This window comes from Reticulibacter mediterranei (genome assembly GCF_016587455.1).
The window spans coordinates 6987600-7002781 of record NZ_BNJK01000001.1 but is presented as its reverse complement, the minus strand read 5'-3'; the positions used below and the strand labels follow the sequence as shown (position 1 = coordinate 7002781).

15 protein-coding genes are annotated in these 15182 nt (G+C 51.3%); 5 read left to right on the top strand and 10 right to left on the bottom strand.

Annotation, left to right across the window (positions count from 1 at the left end; translation table 11 throughout):
* Positions 1-22 precede the first annotated feature (22 nt).
* Both K3T83_RS30315 and K3T83_RS30310 read right to left on the bottom strand, forming a co-directional pair.
* Positions 23-538, bottom strand: a complete 516-nt coding sequence (locus K3T83_RS30315) for a DUF4388 domain-containing protein (RefSeq protein ID WP_220206655.1) — start codon at positions 536-538, stop codon at positions 23-25.
* A 561-nt stretch (positions 539-1099) separates the two neighbouring features.
* Entirely contained in the window at positions 1100-1948 is an 849-nt protein-coding gene (locus K3T83_RS30310) for a class I SAM-dependent methyltransferase (protein WP_220206654.1), read from the bottom strand.
* 347 nt (positions 1949-2295) lie between these two features.
* Between K3T83_RS30310 and K3T83_RS30305 the strand changes: the two genes are divergently transcribed.
* Positions 2296-3018, top strand: coding sequence for an SDR family NAD(P)-dependent oxidoreductase (locus K3T83_RS30305; RefSeq protein WP_220206653.1), 723 nt, complete (start codon positions 2296-2298; stop codon positions 3016-3018).
* Positions 3015-4172 carry an S-adenosylmethionine:tRNA ribosyltransferase-isomerase gene (locus K3T83_RS30300; protein WP_220206652.1) on the top strand — a complete coding sequence of 386 codons (1158 nt, stop codon included), beginning with the start codon at positions 3015-3017 and terminating at the stop codon, positions 4170-4172. The genes K3T83_RS30305 and K3T83_RS30300 overlap by 4 nt, the downstream gene beginning before the upstream one ends.
* A 60-nt stretch (positions 4173-4232) precedes the next feature.
* On the opposite strand, the gene K3T83_RS30295 is transcribed toward K3T83_RS30300, so the two are convergent.
* The 6 genes from K3T83_RS30295 to K3T83_RS30270 all read right to left on the bottom strand — a co-directional run bounded on the left by K3T83_RS30295 (position 4233) and on the right by K3T83_RS30270 (position 11360).
* Positions 4233-5756, bottom strand: coding sequence for a YifB family Mg chelatase-like AAA ATPase (locus K3T83_RS30295; RefSeq protein WP_220206651.1), 1524 nt, complete (start codon positions 5754-5756; stop codon positions 4233-4235).
* Positions 5757-5903: 147 nt separating this feature from the next.
* Positions 5904-7190 carry an MFS transporter gene (locus K3T83_RS30290; RefSeq protein WP_220206650.1) on the bottom strand — a complete coding sequence of 429 codons (1287 nt, stop codon included), beginning with the start codon at positions 7188-7190 and terminating at the stop codon, positions 5904-5906.
* Positions 7191-7299: 109 nt separating this feature from the next.
* Positions 7300-7590 (bottom strand): MoaD/ThiS family protein, encoded by a 291-nt coding sequence (locus K3T83_RS30285; RefSeq protein WP_220206649.1) that lies wholly within the window; start codon positions 7588-7590, stop codon positions 7300-7302.
* Between the two features lie 279 nt (positions 7591-7869).
* Complete coding sequence (locus K3T83_RS30280) at positions 7870-8721, bottom strand: sulfurtransferase (RefSeq protein ID WP_220206648.1); 852 nt, start codon at positions 8719-8721, stop codon at positions 7870-7872.
* A 174-nt stretch (positions 8722-8895) separates the two neighbouring features.
* Positions 8896-10257, bottom strand: coding sequence for an ABC transporter ATP-binding protein (locus tag K3T83_RS30275; protein WP_220206647.1), 1362 nt, complete (start codon positions 10255-10257; stop codon positions 8896-8898).
* Positions 10251-11360 (bottom strand): FecCD family ABC transporter permease, encoded by a 1110-nt coding sequence (locus K3T83_RS30270; protein ID WP_220206646.1) that lies wholly within the window; start codon positions 11358-11360, stop codon positions 10251-10253. Before K3T83_RS30270 ends, K3T83_RS30275 begins: the two co-directional genes overlap by 7 nt.
* Before the next feature lie 191 nt (positions 11361-11551).
* Here K3T83_RS30270 and K3T83_RS30265 point away from each other — a divergent pair, with 191 nt between their 5' ends.
* Entirely contained in the window at positions 11552-12391 is an 840-nt protein-coding gene (locus tag K3T83_RS30265; RefSeq protein ID WP_220206645.1) for an SDR family NAD(P)-dependent oxidoreductase, read from the top strand.
* Here K3T83_RS30265 and K3T83_RS30260 read toward each other — a convergent pair.
* The gene (locus K3T83_RS30260; RefSeq protein ID WP_220206644.1) at positions 12385-12531 is read right to left on the bottom strand and encodes a hypothetical protein; all 147 of its coding nucleotides are present in this window, start codon (positions 12529-12531) and stop codon (positions 12385-12387) included. The two genes, K3T83_RS30265 and K3T83_RS30260, sit on opposite strands and share 7 nt — an antisense overlap.
* Positions 12532-12660: 129 nt before the next feature.
* Positions 12661-13002 (bottom strand): gamma-butyrobetaine hydroxylase family protein, encoded by a 342-nt coding sequence (locus K3T83_RS30255; protein WP_220206643.1) that lies wholly within the window; start codon positions 13000-13002, stop codon positions 12661-12663.
* 253 nt (positions 13003-13255) lie between these two features.
* On the opposite strand from K3T83_RS30255, the gene K3T83_RS30250 reads away from it, so the two are divergent.
* Positions 13256-14269: a pentapeptide repeat-containing protein gene (locus K3T83_RS30250; protein ID WP_220206642.1), complete on the top strand. Its 1014-nt coding sequence runs from the start codon at positions 13256-13258 to the stop codon at positions 14267-14269.
* A 92-nt stretch (positions 14270-14361) separates the two neighbouring features.
* Positions 14362-15129 carry a 3-oxoacyl-[acyl-carrier-protein] reductase gene (fabG, locus tag K3T83_RS30245; protein WP_220206641.1) on the top strand — a complete coding sequence of 256 codons (768 nt, stop codon included), beginning with the start codon at positions 14362-14364 and terminating at the stop codon, positions 15127-15129.
* Positions 15130-15182 lie beyond the last annotated feature (53 nt).

Here is a 15182-nt window from a genome sequence, read left to right as displayed (position 1 = left end):
AGGTGGTGAAGGCATGTACCCTTTAATCATGATTGATGGTCACAATCCCTTCGGCGACAAGCATCTGGGCAATTCTCACGACCTCTTCATACGGCTTGTGCAAAAGCCGGGCCACGTCTTCCAGTGATCGCTTGCCATCGATTAAATGAAAAATGTGACGCACCTCTCGCGCATGCTTCTGGCTCAGAGTCGGTGTGAGACGGCGTGGTATCAGACGGACATTGCTCTTGACCGAGGCTGGCGGCTTGACGAAGTGCTCCTGCTGGTTGTCCTGCTCCTGATTTGAGCGATCGTGGCTCTGCTGGTCCACCAGTTGCCACTCAAGGGTGCCCTTTTGTGAAAGCCAATAAACCACCTGCTCGCCATCTAATAACATCCGACCATTACGCCCGCTCAAAAGAGAACAATCAAGCCATTTGCCATTTCGCAAGTGCAGGCGCGCTTGCCAGGCCTCTCCCTGACGGCTGACAATGAGCGTGCCACTTTGCTGCGAGAGATTGAGGTGTTGTAAAAGACTCGCGAAGTTGTTGGTCTGCATTCCTGCTTCCTCCCAACCTAAATCCATCCATCCTTGAAAAGAAACAAAATCGATTATAGAAGCGTCTCAGTCGCCTGCTGGAGCAAGAATAGCCCTGATCTCCTGGATAACATCGCAAGAGGAGGTTCACATTCATAAGCAAGTATTTCCTGGGATAATGGGCACTGATTCATGTAATATCGCATGAGCAATCTCCCTGAATATCACAAGTAAAGAGAGGTTAATCATCAGAAACTTTATATGAACAGCATATCACAATGGAAGCGCGATATGCGTTAAGGACACATTAAAATATTCCAATGCGCTAAAACATTTAGTTTGTGTAACAGATTGATAAGATATCTCGTTAAACTTCTGTTCGAAGACAGTACAAACTAACGTCTCTTCTACAGTTGCCCTTCTATGTCGAAAAGTAGAACAAAAGCATAAAACTGGTGATTGGTTCGTTACTAGCTTTTTTCGGAGTATTAATTAGAAAAAGCAGAAGGAGTAGCATAAATCCTGATTATGATACCGGCTTGCTAAGAACAAGCGGGTATCATAATCAGGATTTCTCTTTCTCTAAGCAGGAAGAGGTTTTGTTCCCCACACGCTCATGGAGGGCCAGACGCCTCGAAACGTCTTGAGATGCATCTCAATAAGAAACTGTTGATAGAGGCGATCAAATTCCTCGGGAGTTGCTATTCCAGCATTGACTATTGGCAATCGTAGTGCTTTGAAGCCGATATCGAAATTATGAAAAAGATCGGCCCATGCTTCTGAATCTGCTGAGAAATCCACCACATGTATGCGATTCTGAATATTTTCACAGCCAACGGTGCGCAGGAAGCCTCCTAACATGTGGGTAATGCCCGACGAACGACCATCGGGAGAGAAACCATAGCCACGAGTCTGACTGAACTGATAATATTTCTGGCATAAATTTGCTAGAGCCTGACTGCTAGTCAATCCCGCAAAATCGGCTTCGGTTAAACGGATCAGTCCGCCTGGTTTGGTAATGCGGTAACATTCGTGCAGAACATCCAACCACTTCTCTCGACATACAACTCCTACGAGAAATCTCGCATTGACGAGATCAAAGCTGTTATCGCTGAAGTCCAGCGGATCCAGGATACTCATCACGCCAAAAGAGGCATTGCGTAACTGCTGTGTCCGTGCTCGTGCATTCGCGTAGTCGATCATCATATTGCTAACATCGATGCCCGCGACCTCCATCTCAGGATGCGCAAAAGCGATATCAAGTACCCAGCCACCCGGACCACAACACAGATCAAGCACCTGAGCCGTTTCTGATAGTTCAGGCAACCCTGCCAGTGGTCCGCCCATCGCTTGTGTGCTCACCCTATCGAGATGAATCAGGCGAGCCATCTCCGCCCCATCTTCCGGGTCCAGTATATATGTGTTGGTCACGGCTTTCTTCCTTTTCTGCCACCGAACAAGCTTTCAGGAAATAAATCTACTCTTCTTCGTCAGTCCAAATTAATGTACTGTCTTTCCTGTATTGGGAATTTATGACTCAACCATTATAACAAACCCTGATATATACGTATAGAGTTTGCCCATCATTTAACTCTTCCAGTTCATCATGAGAAATGTTCAAAAAATGTTTTGTGAGTAACTGATCGTTCATAGCTTCCTACTGATCAAAAGATCAGTGCCAACCCTGTCCTCTTGTGCGATCTCATCTCCTCCGCTTTCGGCTATAGTTAAGAACAAACAAGACACTTTTCTGGAGAAAAATGAAAGGACGAATCCAGATGACTATACATGATACTTCCTCACATCAGCCCCTAGCCCTCATCAGCGGCGCTTCGCGAGGGCTAGGGCTGGCGCTGGCACGTGATCTGGCACAACGCGACTGGCACCTCATTATCGATGCTCGTGGCGAGACAGCTCTACAAGAGGCGAAAACGGAACTGGCGCAATGGACACAGGTTGAGGCGCTGGCTGGCGATGTCACCGATCCCGCTCATCGTGCGGCACTTGCTCATGCTGTTGAGCGACATGGAAACCTTGATCTGCTGGTCAACAATGCCAGTGTGCTTGGTCCCAGCCCGCAGCCCTTTCTGCTCGACTATCCGCTCGATGTCCTCGAACAGGTCTACCGCACCAATGTTCTTACGCCACTGGCTCTCATTCAAGCTATGCGGCCCTATCTGCAATCAGGTGCTCGCATTCTCAATATCACCAGCGACGCAGGCGTTGAGGCATATCCCGGTTGGGGTGGCTACGGCTCCAGCAAAGCCGCGCTCGAACAGCTTTCTCATGTTTTGGCCGCCGAGCAAGAAGCCTGGCGCATCTATTGGGTTGATCCGGGAGATATGAGAACGCAAATGCACCAGGAAGCGTTTCCCGGGGAAGACATCAGCGATCGACCATTGCCAGAAGAAAGCGTGCCGGGACTCTATGCACTCATTACAGGAACCTATCCAAGCGGGCGCTACTCCGCCCATGCTCTGACGCCAGAGGGACAAGCATGATTAAGTTTTTCAATAGTCCATCATTACAGTTCGTCAGTTCAAAAAACGACGCGACAGTCGATCAGGTGGTTGCTTTCCACGATGATCTGTTCGATTTTATATTACCGTCCGAACTCGAAGCTGATGCGCCCCCGGAGGCTCGCGGGCTTGCTCGTGATGAAGTGCGGTTGATGGTTTCGCAGCAATCGACGGATCAGATAACGCACACGCAGTTCCGCCAGATCGGGCAGTTTCTCAACGCCGGCGATCTGCTCGTCATCAATACCAGTGGCACAATGAACGCGGCTCTGCATGCCACCTGCTCAGATGGCACACCGTTGGAACTCCATCTCTCAACGCATCTCCCCGCCGATTTGTGGACGGTCGAGTTGCGTTCATACCATGAACACACCACAAAGCCGTTTTATGGCGCGCAAGCAGGAGAGGTGCTACAACTTGAGGGTGGCGCGCAGGTGACGTTACATCGTCCCTATCTCATCGCCAATACAACAGTAGATCCACTCACGTCACGATCTCGTCTCTGGCTTGCAACCCTGCAGCTTCCCATAACGGAAAGCATGCTGCAAGCCTACCTGACGCGCTACGGCTTCCCTATTCGCTATGGCTATGTGAAAGAACAGTGGCCGCTAGAGTATTATCAGACGGTCTATGCAACAGAGATCGGCAGCGCAGAAATGCCGTCAGCCGGACGTGCATTCACCCCTACCTTGATCACTCAACTGGTGGCACAGGGAGTGCAGGTCGCGCCACTCCTGCTACATACAGGGGTTGCGAGCCTGGAACACCACGAACCGCCATATGAAGAGTGGTATCGTGTGCCATCTGAAACGGCTCGCCTGGTAAATCAGACAAAGACAGCCGGGAAACGTGTCATAGCGGTGGGAACGACGGTGATACGCGCTCTCGAAACAGTAACCGATGCCAGCGGCACCGTGCATCCCGGAGAAGGATGGACGCCTGTCATCGTCACTCCACAACGAGGGATTCGCTCCGTTCATGCTCTCCTCACCGGTCTGCATGAGCCACAAGCTTCTCATTTGCTGATGCTTGAGGCACTGGCACCACGCGAGCATCTCAAAAAGGCATATCAGGAAGCCTTAACGCAAGGCTATCTCTGGCACGAGTTTGGTGATCTTCACCTGCTTCTCCCTTAGCAAGAGAGCAAATCTGATGAATACCATCAGAGGGCGGCATATGCTGCATGCGCTTCTGAGTTACATCCCAACTCTGGGCCTATATTGCACAGCTTCGGCAACATGATTGGCCGCGATCATCTCGCTTCCGGCAAGATCGGCGATGGTTCTTGCCAGCTTTAATACACGATGAAAGGCACGAGCCGAGAGGTGCAACTGCTGCATTGCCGCTTTCAGCAGTTTCTCACCAGCTGCATCAACCTGGCAAAAGTCGCGTACTTCTGCTGGTCCCATCTCTGCATTGCAGGTCAATTTTGTCCCATGGAAGCGCTGCAATTGCCGTTCTCGCGCCTCCTGTACGCGCCCCCGAACGGTCTTTGAGTTCTCTACCTGCCGCTTATCGGCCAGTTTCTCATAATCTACTCTTGGGACTTCGACATGAATATCAATGCGATCCAACAACGGACCGCTAATACGCTTCTGATAGCGCGCAATCGCTGTTGCCGAGCAGGTGCATTCTTTAATGGGATCACCGTAAAAACCGCAGGGACAGGGGTTCATAGCCGCCACCAGCATAAAATTCGCGGGGTATGTAATCGTCCCTTGCGCCCGTGAGATAGTCACGACCTTATCTTCCAGCGGTTGGCGCAGCACCTCCAGCACATTTTTGCCAAATTCCGGTAACTCATCGAGAAAGAGAACGCCGCGATGAGAGAGGCTGATCTCGCCCGGGCGAGGAATACGTCCTCCACCAACCAGACCCGCATGACTGATTGTATGGTGAGGCGCGCGAAAAGGACGCTGCAATACAAGAGGCACTTCCGCTGGCAACATCCCGCTCACACTATAAATCTTCGTGACATCTAAAGCCTCTTCAATCACCATACGTGGCAAAATGGACGGAGTGGCCCGAGCCAACAACGTCTTGCCCGAACCAGGAGGGCCACTCAACAAAATATTATGCCCTCCACTGGCCGCTACCTCCAATGCTCGTTTGACATGCTCCTGCCCACGTATCGCCGCCATATCCTGAGCATACTCGCCTTCGCTCGCACGCTCTAGAATAGAGGGATCGCGCTTAAATGGCTCGATTAATCGTTCCCCATTGAGATGCGCCACCAGTTGCCCCAACGACTCCACAGGATAGACCATGATGCCATCGACCAGCGTTGCTTCCATCGCGTCAACCGCCGGGACAAAGACCGTCTGAATATGCTTCTCACGCGCAACCGCCACCATCGGCAACACACCATTTGTATGGCGTACACTCCCATCCAGCGATAACTCGCCAAGAAACAGCACTTGCCCATCCGTCATCTGAACCTGACCCGAAGCGAGCAATATGCCTATGGCTATAGGCAAATCATACGATGGGCCTTCTTTACGCAGATCAGCCGGTGCCAGATTGACGGTCAGACGTTTGAAGGGAAAAATGCACCCGCTATTCTTGATGGCGGCTTTCACCCGTTCTTTTGCTTCATTGACGGCAGCGTCAGGCAGGCCAACCATCGTAAAACCGGCCATGCCATTAGAGGTATCCACTTCTACTTCGACCAGAGCGCCATCTAACCCAACAACTGCACAGCTTCGTGCCATCGCCAACATAAACCCCATGCCTCCTCAGTAGTTTCTTCCCAGATTATGCCTGAAAACTGCACAAAAAGCAATAGAACCAGTACAAATTTCTATCTCCATCACATCAATATATGATCGAGATTCTGCTTCCAAATCGATTTTTCGCTGTGCCAGCGCTCACTCAACCTTCACGCGCAACAAGCGCGGAACAGCAACTGCAATCAACAACGTTGCAATAATGCATGCAATGCCACCGCTAATTACGGAGAGTTGAGGCGTAACAAAGCCAGCGACAACCCCCGACTCAAATTGCCCCAGCATAGGACCGCCAACCACAAACATCGCATTCACCGCACTGATGCGGCCCCGAAACTCATCAGGGGTCGTCAATTGCACCACCAGCCCGCGCAAAATCATGCTGATCATATCGGCGGCACCAGCCCCTGCGAGGAAGAGAACCGAGAGCCAGAGCGGTCCCGCCGCCACACCAAAGGACACAATACATATTCCCCAAGCGAGGATTGCCAGCACCACACCTGCGCCTTTATAGGCAACGCGACCAATCAGGCCAGTCAGCGGAGTCAACACCAGCGCGCCAATAGAGGTTGCCGCTAGCAGAATACCAAGTCCCTCGGGGCCGACATGCAAAATATCGTTGGCATAGACGGGCAACAACGCTTTCGGCGAGCCAAAGAAGGTAGCGAAAAAGTCCAGCGACAGCACCGCCAGGATAATCGGATGTGAGCGCAAAAAATGCATGCCAGCGGTAAATGCCTGCAAGCCCGGCTGCGCACGCTTCTCAGAGGGAATAGCAGGCACAACCATTAGCAGAACAGTCGTAATGGCAACTCCGTAGGTAATCACATCGAACCAGTACGTGTTGACCAGACCCAACCAGGCAACGGTATAGCCGCCAAAGGCCGCGCCGATAGCAAACGTCAACTGCATCATCACAGAGCTTAACGAGACCGCACTGGCCATCTGTGCGCGTGGCACCAGCGTCGGGATAATGGCCTGCCGTGTCGGGAACTCGAAGGCCGAGATGGTGGCAGAGAACAGTACAACGACATAAATAATCCAGATATTGATCATATGCAGATGAGTGCAGAGCGCGAGCACAACCGAGGCAGACGACATCGCAATTTCAATCGTCAGCAACATTTTACGCCGATCCAGCACATCAGCAAAAACACCGCCAACCAGCGAGAACAGCAAGCGCGGGATAGCCTGGAGTAACCCAATAATGCCCAGGGCAACGGCGGAATGGGTCAGTTCATAGACCTGCCATGCTACAGCCACTATCTGCATCTGCGTGCCAGCAGAGGAGATCAGATAACCCCAGAAAAGCAGCGCATAATCGCGATTGCGCAGGACAGCCCAGTAAGACGGCGAGGTAGCAACAGGAACGATAGCAGGATCAATAGCGGAGTCAGGGGAGGTATTTTTTTGTGGTTCAGCCTTCATGTAACATCCGACTTCTTTAGCTCAAAAACACGGCCAGATAGAAAACGATATGCTATAGCAATATAGTATATCATTACCGACGAGCTTTGGTCGGAAGTGATGCAGAGGATTATGTACCAGAGGTGGCGGGAAGTACGATGATTTCCTGACCTGATTTGAGCGGAGTTTCCAGCCCTTGAGAGCCTGTAATCACGGCATTATTCACAAAGATCTTCACATGGTCGCGCACATGCCCTTGCTGCGTACAGAGATATTCCCATATCGAAGGATGCTGTTTTTCCAGGAGACTCAAAAGCTGCTCGACCGTCTCAGCTTGCAACACTATCTGACTCTTGCCACCGCTGTAAGCGCTCAACGTTGACGGCAATCGCAGCGTCACGACGGGCTTTTCTTTAGACATACACTCTCCTCAACATCCCCCTCTCGAAGTGTCTCTCATAAGCCGGGCGCGTACAAACCTTCATCGACCAGCTATTTATCTATCAGAGCAAAAATGAGCCTGACAATTTTTTCGATTGGACTCTCTTTCCTAATATCTTATCACGATCTATACAGAAAAAACAACCATAGAGCAAGAAAAGATGTACGTCTTTTATCAAATGCGTACATCTTTTCTTATTTAGCGTCTAGCAAGGCCAAGCATGCCTGTCTTTATATTTTTATAATAAATGGCCGGCAGCTAGCGCTCGATGGGTGCGCCAATCAAGCTGCCCCACTCGGTCCAGGAGCCGTCATAGTTGCGCACATTGTTGTAGCCCAGCAGGTAGTTGAGAACGAACCAGGTATGGCTGCTGCGCTCACCGATGCGGCAATATGCAACCACATCCTTATCGGCCGTCACCCCTTTACCACCATAAATAGCATGGAGTTCGTCTGCCGACTTGAAGGTGCCATCTTCACGAACCGCACTGGCCCAGGGAACATTGGCAGCACCGGGGATGTGTCCGCCACGCTGAGCACCCTCTTGAGGCAGGTTAGCGGGCGCAAGCAGTTCACCGCTAAACTCAGCAGGAGAGCGGACATCAACCAGAGTAAAGCCCTCTTTGCCAAGCGTGCTGAGGATCTGATCGCGGAAGGCGCGAATATCGTCATTGGGTTCGCCAGCTTTATAGCTCGTGCGAGCATAGGAGGGAGCCTCAGTGCTGATTTCGCGCTTGTCAGCAAGCCATTTTACGCGACCGCCATCAAGCAGGCGCACATCGTTATGGCCGTAGTACTTGAGAATCCAGAGTGCCCAGGCTGCAAACCAGTTATTGTTATCGCCATACAACACCACCGTTGTATCGTTGTTCACACCTGCGCTACTCAACAGTTCTTCCAGGTGCGCCTTATCCAGGGGAGAGCGAACAACCTGATCCTGCAACTCTTTCTGCCAGTTGAAGCCAACGGCACCGGGAATATGGCCTTGCTCATATGACTTTGTGTCTACATCCACCTCAATCAATCGCACATTGGGATCGTTGAGATGAGCCTGTACCCAATCAGCATCTACCAGAACCTCTGGATGAACGTAACCTTTGTTCTCTGACATTTTCTTCTCCTCAAAACCGAAAGTCAAATAGAAATACACGAGATGTGCTGGTGTTTATCGGCAGACCTTCCAACCCGGTTAAAGCGCTATACTGCCTGATCCGATTACTATCAACAACATACCACATTTATATCATAATTGCAAGTTATTTAAATCATAACCATTGGTTATATTTCATTCAGGGGAAATTTGGGCTTCGGTGAGGAGAGACTGGCGCTTTTTGATCATTTCAAGCACTTCTCCTATTGATTGTACCACGACGGCATCAGATTGCAAGAGTACTTCCAGCGCCTTTCCTCCTTCGCCATCTGTATAATCGCGAGCGGCAAATTCGCGGCGATACTCTCTTTCACATGCATCTTCGTCTGCCATTTGCTCAGGGGAAGCAGCAAGCAGCAGCACGGGCAACCCACGATGAGCTGCCTGCGCCGCTTCTTGCAGCAAAACAAGGTTGCCAGGACCAATGGGAGTGGGACAAAAAATGAGTAGTGGCGCATAGGAAAGGCTAGAACGTACCTGTGCCAGCGCTGCTGAGGAGATAGGGGCGTAAGGCTGCTCCGTAATCACCTCATCGGCTAAACGCAATGCCAGCGTATGATCGCTATCCCCAATATTTAAAGCACCGGCAACAAAGGGAATGCGCGCATCGGCCAGCGCACGCATCAAGACCTCTCCACTGCCACCACCGGCCATCACATGTACGCGTGATATGTCAGCCCTCTCCGCCGGCTCTAACGGCACATCACTGGCTGGCGGCAAGACGCTGAGATGGGCGGCACCGCGCAAAATGCCGACCTGCACATTGATCCCATAGACGCGCCGCAGCAATCCCGTCTCCAGGACTTCGGCAGGCCCGGCATCGGCCACAACCCCACGTTGAAAAAGCAACAAACGAGGGAAGTAACGGGCCGCCAGATTCAGATCGTGAATGGCCGCAATCACGGTCACGCCACGCTCTCGGTTCAGCTTTTGCACCAGTTCCAGTGTCTCAATCTGATATTTGATATCGAGATGGGAGGTTGGTTCATCGAGCAACAGCACACGTGGCTGTTGAGCCAGCGCCATCGCAATCGTCACGCGCTGCCGCTCTCCACCACTCAACTCATTAAAGACTCGCTCTGCCAGCGGTGCGACTCCAGCAGCCTCAATCGCATCTTGCATAATTATCTGATCCTGACGCGTATGAGAGCCAAAGAACGAGGTGACAAAAGGCGTTCTCCCCAGGCTCACCATATGTTCGACGGTAAAGGCGAAGGGAACATGCAGTTCTTGTGGCACCAGGGCAATGTGTTGCGCCACCTTTTTGCGTCCCCATTGCTTCAGATCGCGTCCCTCCAGCAAAACATGGCCCTGTTGCGGCTGCAAGAACCCGCTTATCAGTCGCAGCAGCGTTGTCTTACCAGAGCCGTTTGGTCCCAGCAGACCAACCATCTCCCCGGGCTGCACCTGCACCGACACAGTATAGAAAAGCGGTTGCGAGTCATAGCCAAAAGTGACATCGCGCACCTGTAAGATCGGCGGCATGGTCGCTACCATCGATAATCCCTCCTGCTTCTGCGCAACAACAGCAGGAAGAACGGCGCTCCCACCAGGGCAGTAAAGACCCCGACTGGCAGCACCGTTGGAGCAACGACCACACGTGCCAGCAGATCAGCCAGGGTGAGGAAAATGGCTCCGCCAAGCGCGGAGGCCGGGAGCAATGTGCGATGGTTGGGGCCGAGCAACAGGCGCATCACATGCGGTGTTACCAATCCAACAAAGCCCACCAGCCCGCTAATCGAAACGGCGGCGGCGGTCAGGCACGATGCGGTCACGACGATCAAAAACTTGTAGAGCTCAACATGCAATCCCAGGTGGCTTGCGCTTTCCTCCCCTAACGCCAGGCTATCCAGCACACGAGCAAAGCTCAAGGCAAGCGCCATCCCCAGGACGACAACAATGGTAACGCTCACCAGGGGAAGCCAGTTCGTGACCTGAATGCCGCCAGAGAGCCAGTTAAAGAGCGCCTGAAGTTGGAACTGCTCACGCGGAAATAGCGCCAGAATCAACGTTTGTAACGCAACCAGAACGGCATTAACCACAACCCCGGCCAACAATAGCGTGACGACAGGAGTGCGCCCTCCGCTCCTCGCAATACCATAGACGAAAAACACGGTTGCCAGCGCGCCAAGAAAAGCCAGGATCATCGTTAGCGGAAAATACGTGCCATAGAACGTGGCAAAGGGCAGCACAAACGCAATCGTCGCGCCCAACGCCGCACCAGAAGACGTACCGATCAGGAAGGGATCAGCCAGAGGATTGCGCAACATGCCTTGAAACAGCGCGCCGGAGACCGCCAGGGCTGCACCGACCAGGGCTGCGCCGATCACAACTGGCATACGCACCTGCCAGACGATGATCTCGATTGTCGCATCCCACTGCCGCGCAAAGTGGAACAGCCCGGAGCCATTTAACAGGATACGTACAATGGTAGTAAAAGGAATAGAGACAGAACCAAAGCTGACGGCCAGCACAACAGTTATCAGCAATACCACACATAAAATACTATAGATAAATGCGAGAGAGAGCCGTCGCCGCTTTTTGAGCCAGCGCTGCGGCTGAATGCTGTGCGGTGCCTGTTTCTGTGTTGCCAATTTCATGTTATGCCTGCTCGTCAATATCAAAGGACATAGGGAGTATAGTAGCAAAACCAGAATTGTGTCAACTGGAAAATTGTGGCACACAGCAAAAAAGAATCAGGTGCAGGATTTGACAGGACGATACAGAAAAAGATAAGATCGATAAATAAGATTGTTGATACGAAGAGTTTCTCTGTCGAGAGGAGTGTTCCATGCCATTGAAAGACTTCGCAGGAGCAGTCGCGGTTATCACTGGGGGAGCGAGCGGAATTGGACTGGCAACGGCACGCGCATTATACAGGAAAGGGGCGCATGTTGTGCTGGCCGATATCAACGAGCAGGGATTACAGCAGGCAGGGCAACTGGTACGTGAAAGCAACGCCAGTTCTTCAGAGCAGGTCATCGTCGTCACTACGGATGTCACGCAAGAAGAGCAGGTGCAGGATTTGATGCGCGAAGCCCTGAGCACCTGTGGACGTATCGATCTGGTAGTGACCAGTGCCGGTATCGGTCGGGGAGGCCCGGTAGATGCATTCACAGGTGATGAGATGCAACGGATGATGAATATCAACTTTATGGGAACCTATCACTGCGTCCGAGCGGCACTGCCCACGATGCGACAACAGGGAAATGGCCATTTTGTCCTGCTCAGTTCGGTCGCAGGAAAATTATGTCCACCAATGCTTACAGGATATGCTGCAACCAAATGGGCCGTACGCGGCTTTTCCTCAGCACTACGAGCCGAGCTATATGGAACGGGCGCAAACGAAATCGGTGTCACAACTGTTTATCCATCGTGGGTTGACACACCCATGATTCACCAGGAACAAGATCCGATGAACTTACTCCATATCGAAGCCTTGCTCACTCCCGAGCAGGTAGCCAGCGAAATAGTGCAAGCGGTGCAGGACAACCGATCAGACCTTACGCTAGCTCCAAATCGCGATATTGCCCAGGCGCTACAGATTATGCAAAGCGATCAGGACAAAGCCGAACACCTGACAGGCGCAGGTTTCTGGCAGTTGCTTCAACAGCACACACAGGCTCAATGAGAAATAGCTGAAGTTCCGAAGAACACCATCACAACCAGCCAGGCAATGATCAGAGCAATCACTATTCGCATTGTCAGATTGGGGACATACCAGGGGCGACGGCGAGGCGTCGTCGTATTCTGCCCGGAGCTTCCATTCATCGAAGAGCGTCCTCAATAGTATACTTACACATTACAACATACGAGATTCGAGCGCTTCCTGGCTCAATGCTGCCAGGAAGCCTTCCACACTTTTATTACAACGGTACATAGAGGAGATGTTAACAGTTCCTACCTCTTTGACTTGCGGCACTCGTCGCATTCACACAGTGCGCGCAGCTTCTCGTATGTGTAGATGCCTGTTTTATGTCCATCTTCCCAGATAGGAGTCAGACCATAGCGACCAACAGGCTGAATATTCACCAGAGTCGTTTCCTCCACATTTAAACTCTCTCTGCTTTGCAGCATACCGGGCTGTCCCCCCTCGCCAGCGCACCAGGCGCAGGGACAGGCCCAGCGCAATGCTTCCCAACCATACACGCTTTCATGCTCGTCACTCCACGATAAAATCAAGCGTCTATTTTCTTCATCCAACAGAAATGAAGTTGGAACAGGATGATTATATTGCGACATAGTAATGTTCTATACCTCTCTTGAAACCGGGCAACAATATGGCAAAAATCGAATGAATTTATCGTCCATATTATAATAGGAACCTGCTTTCGGGTCCATAGAATAAAGCGGCCTGAAATTGTGATCAAACAGCCTATTTTACCCACGAAATTCCCATACTATGCGAGCCACCCGTTGTTGTATCATGAGAGGGATGTAAAAAAGTTCCCATAGATATAAAAATACGAGATTATTAGCATGATGGAGTATCACGATGGTTGAACTGTTGTTAGTAGGGGCTATAATCTTTTCACTTATCGCCCTTGCAGTCTCCTTCATCATCTTGAGAATGCTGCGACGAACCAACGCCAGAATGCAGGCACAACAACAAGCCTGGGAGCGAGCACAAGAGGTACGTCAGCAGCAATGGAAGATGCAGCAGGAGACCCAGGCACTTGATATAGAAAAACGCTTAACAGACACAATAAAGCATTTAAGGGGCCAGCTTCAGCAATCACAAAGTAAGTGGCAAAAGCTAGAGCAGGAACATAAAGCCAGCACGGAGGCTTTACAACAACATTTTGAAGTGACGCTGCGCCTGGCACGGCAAGAATACGCTCTGGCACGCTTGCCCCGCATAGAAGATACGCCATTGCCGCTCAGAAGTCAGAGCGAGCAAACTGGCCCACTCTCCTCCCAGCAAGCGCCAGATCTCAAAGGGGCCGACTTATCGAGACGAGATCTCTCATCTCGCCTTCTCAATTATGCCGATTTACGCGAGGCCAGATTAACACAGGCAAATCTTTTTATGGCTGATCTCTCGTGGGCACAGTTGGCAGATGCAAATCTAGCGGGCGCAAATCTCTCCGCCGCCAATCTCTCTCATGCAGATCTACGAGGGGCCAATCTGGAAGGCGCAAACTTCCTGGTGACAGATCTTGACAACACGATTCTAATTGGCGCAAACTTGCAAAATGCTCACAACCTTACATCAGAGCAGATTCGTACGACAATTTATAATGAAACAACCCGATTTGATCTGGAGATAGCGCAGGCACTTCATCCCGATTTCAGCGCACATCATGTAGTACCAGCAAATCAGGAATCTATAGTAATTGCCAAAGCGAAAGAGGAATCATCCGCATCCTTGCAGGAAGAAACAACTATAGAAGAAAACGCTGATGCTGAAAGTGATATTACACCCTCACAAGCACAGGAGGAAGAAAAGCAGAATCCTGAGAACAATGCAGTTGTAAAACAGCCAGAGGAGATAGCTGAAAACGCATAGTGAGTGTGATACACTTGGTAGGACAACGCCACTGGAGGAACATCAACAGAGTTCCAATCTCAGAATGAATAATAAAGAGGGCTATAAATACAATGGTCAACGAACAACGCTTTCCATTAGCAGGTAGAGTCGCGCTAGTTACCGGTAGCGGCCAGGGCATTGGTCGAGCCGCCGCCGAACACCTCGCACGCTCCGGGGCCGATATCATCATCAACTATCGTAGCAACGCAGCCACAGCAGCCGAGGCCAGGGCCAGCATTGAATCCATCGGGAGACGCTGTATCGCCATTCAAGCCGATGTCAGCCAGGAAGAAGCAGTCACCCGACTGTTCTCAGAAGCAACGCAAGAGCTGGGACCTATTACGATTCTCGTGAACAACGCCGGTACAACACGCGATAAACTCATCTTACAAATGTCGCTCAATGATTTTGAGCATGTCCTGGATAGCAACCTGCGCTCCACCTTCCTTTGCACCAGAACGGCTCTGCGCGGCATGATGAAGGCTCGCTGGGGCAGGATCGTCAACGTCTCTTCTACTGCCGGGCTGCTTGGCTCTCCGGGACAGGCCAATTACAGCTCATCGAAGGCAGCTATCATTGCTCTGACGCTCAGCACCGCTCGCGAAATGGCAAGCCGCAATATTACCGCCAACGCTATCGCTCCCGGCTATATCCCAACCGAGCTGACAGCAAATCTGACCGAGCAGCAACGCAAAAACATCATGGATACCATCCCATTAGATCGTTTTGGTACGGTCGATGAAGTTGCTTCTGCTATTTGTTTTCTCTGTCAACCCGACTCGGGATACATTACTGGCCAGGTGCTTACCGTTGACGGTGGCATGTCGATGCATATCTAAGACAAAAAATGGTGAAACAAGTTGGCGATAAATTGTATCTAACTCCTTAACAT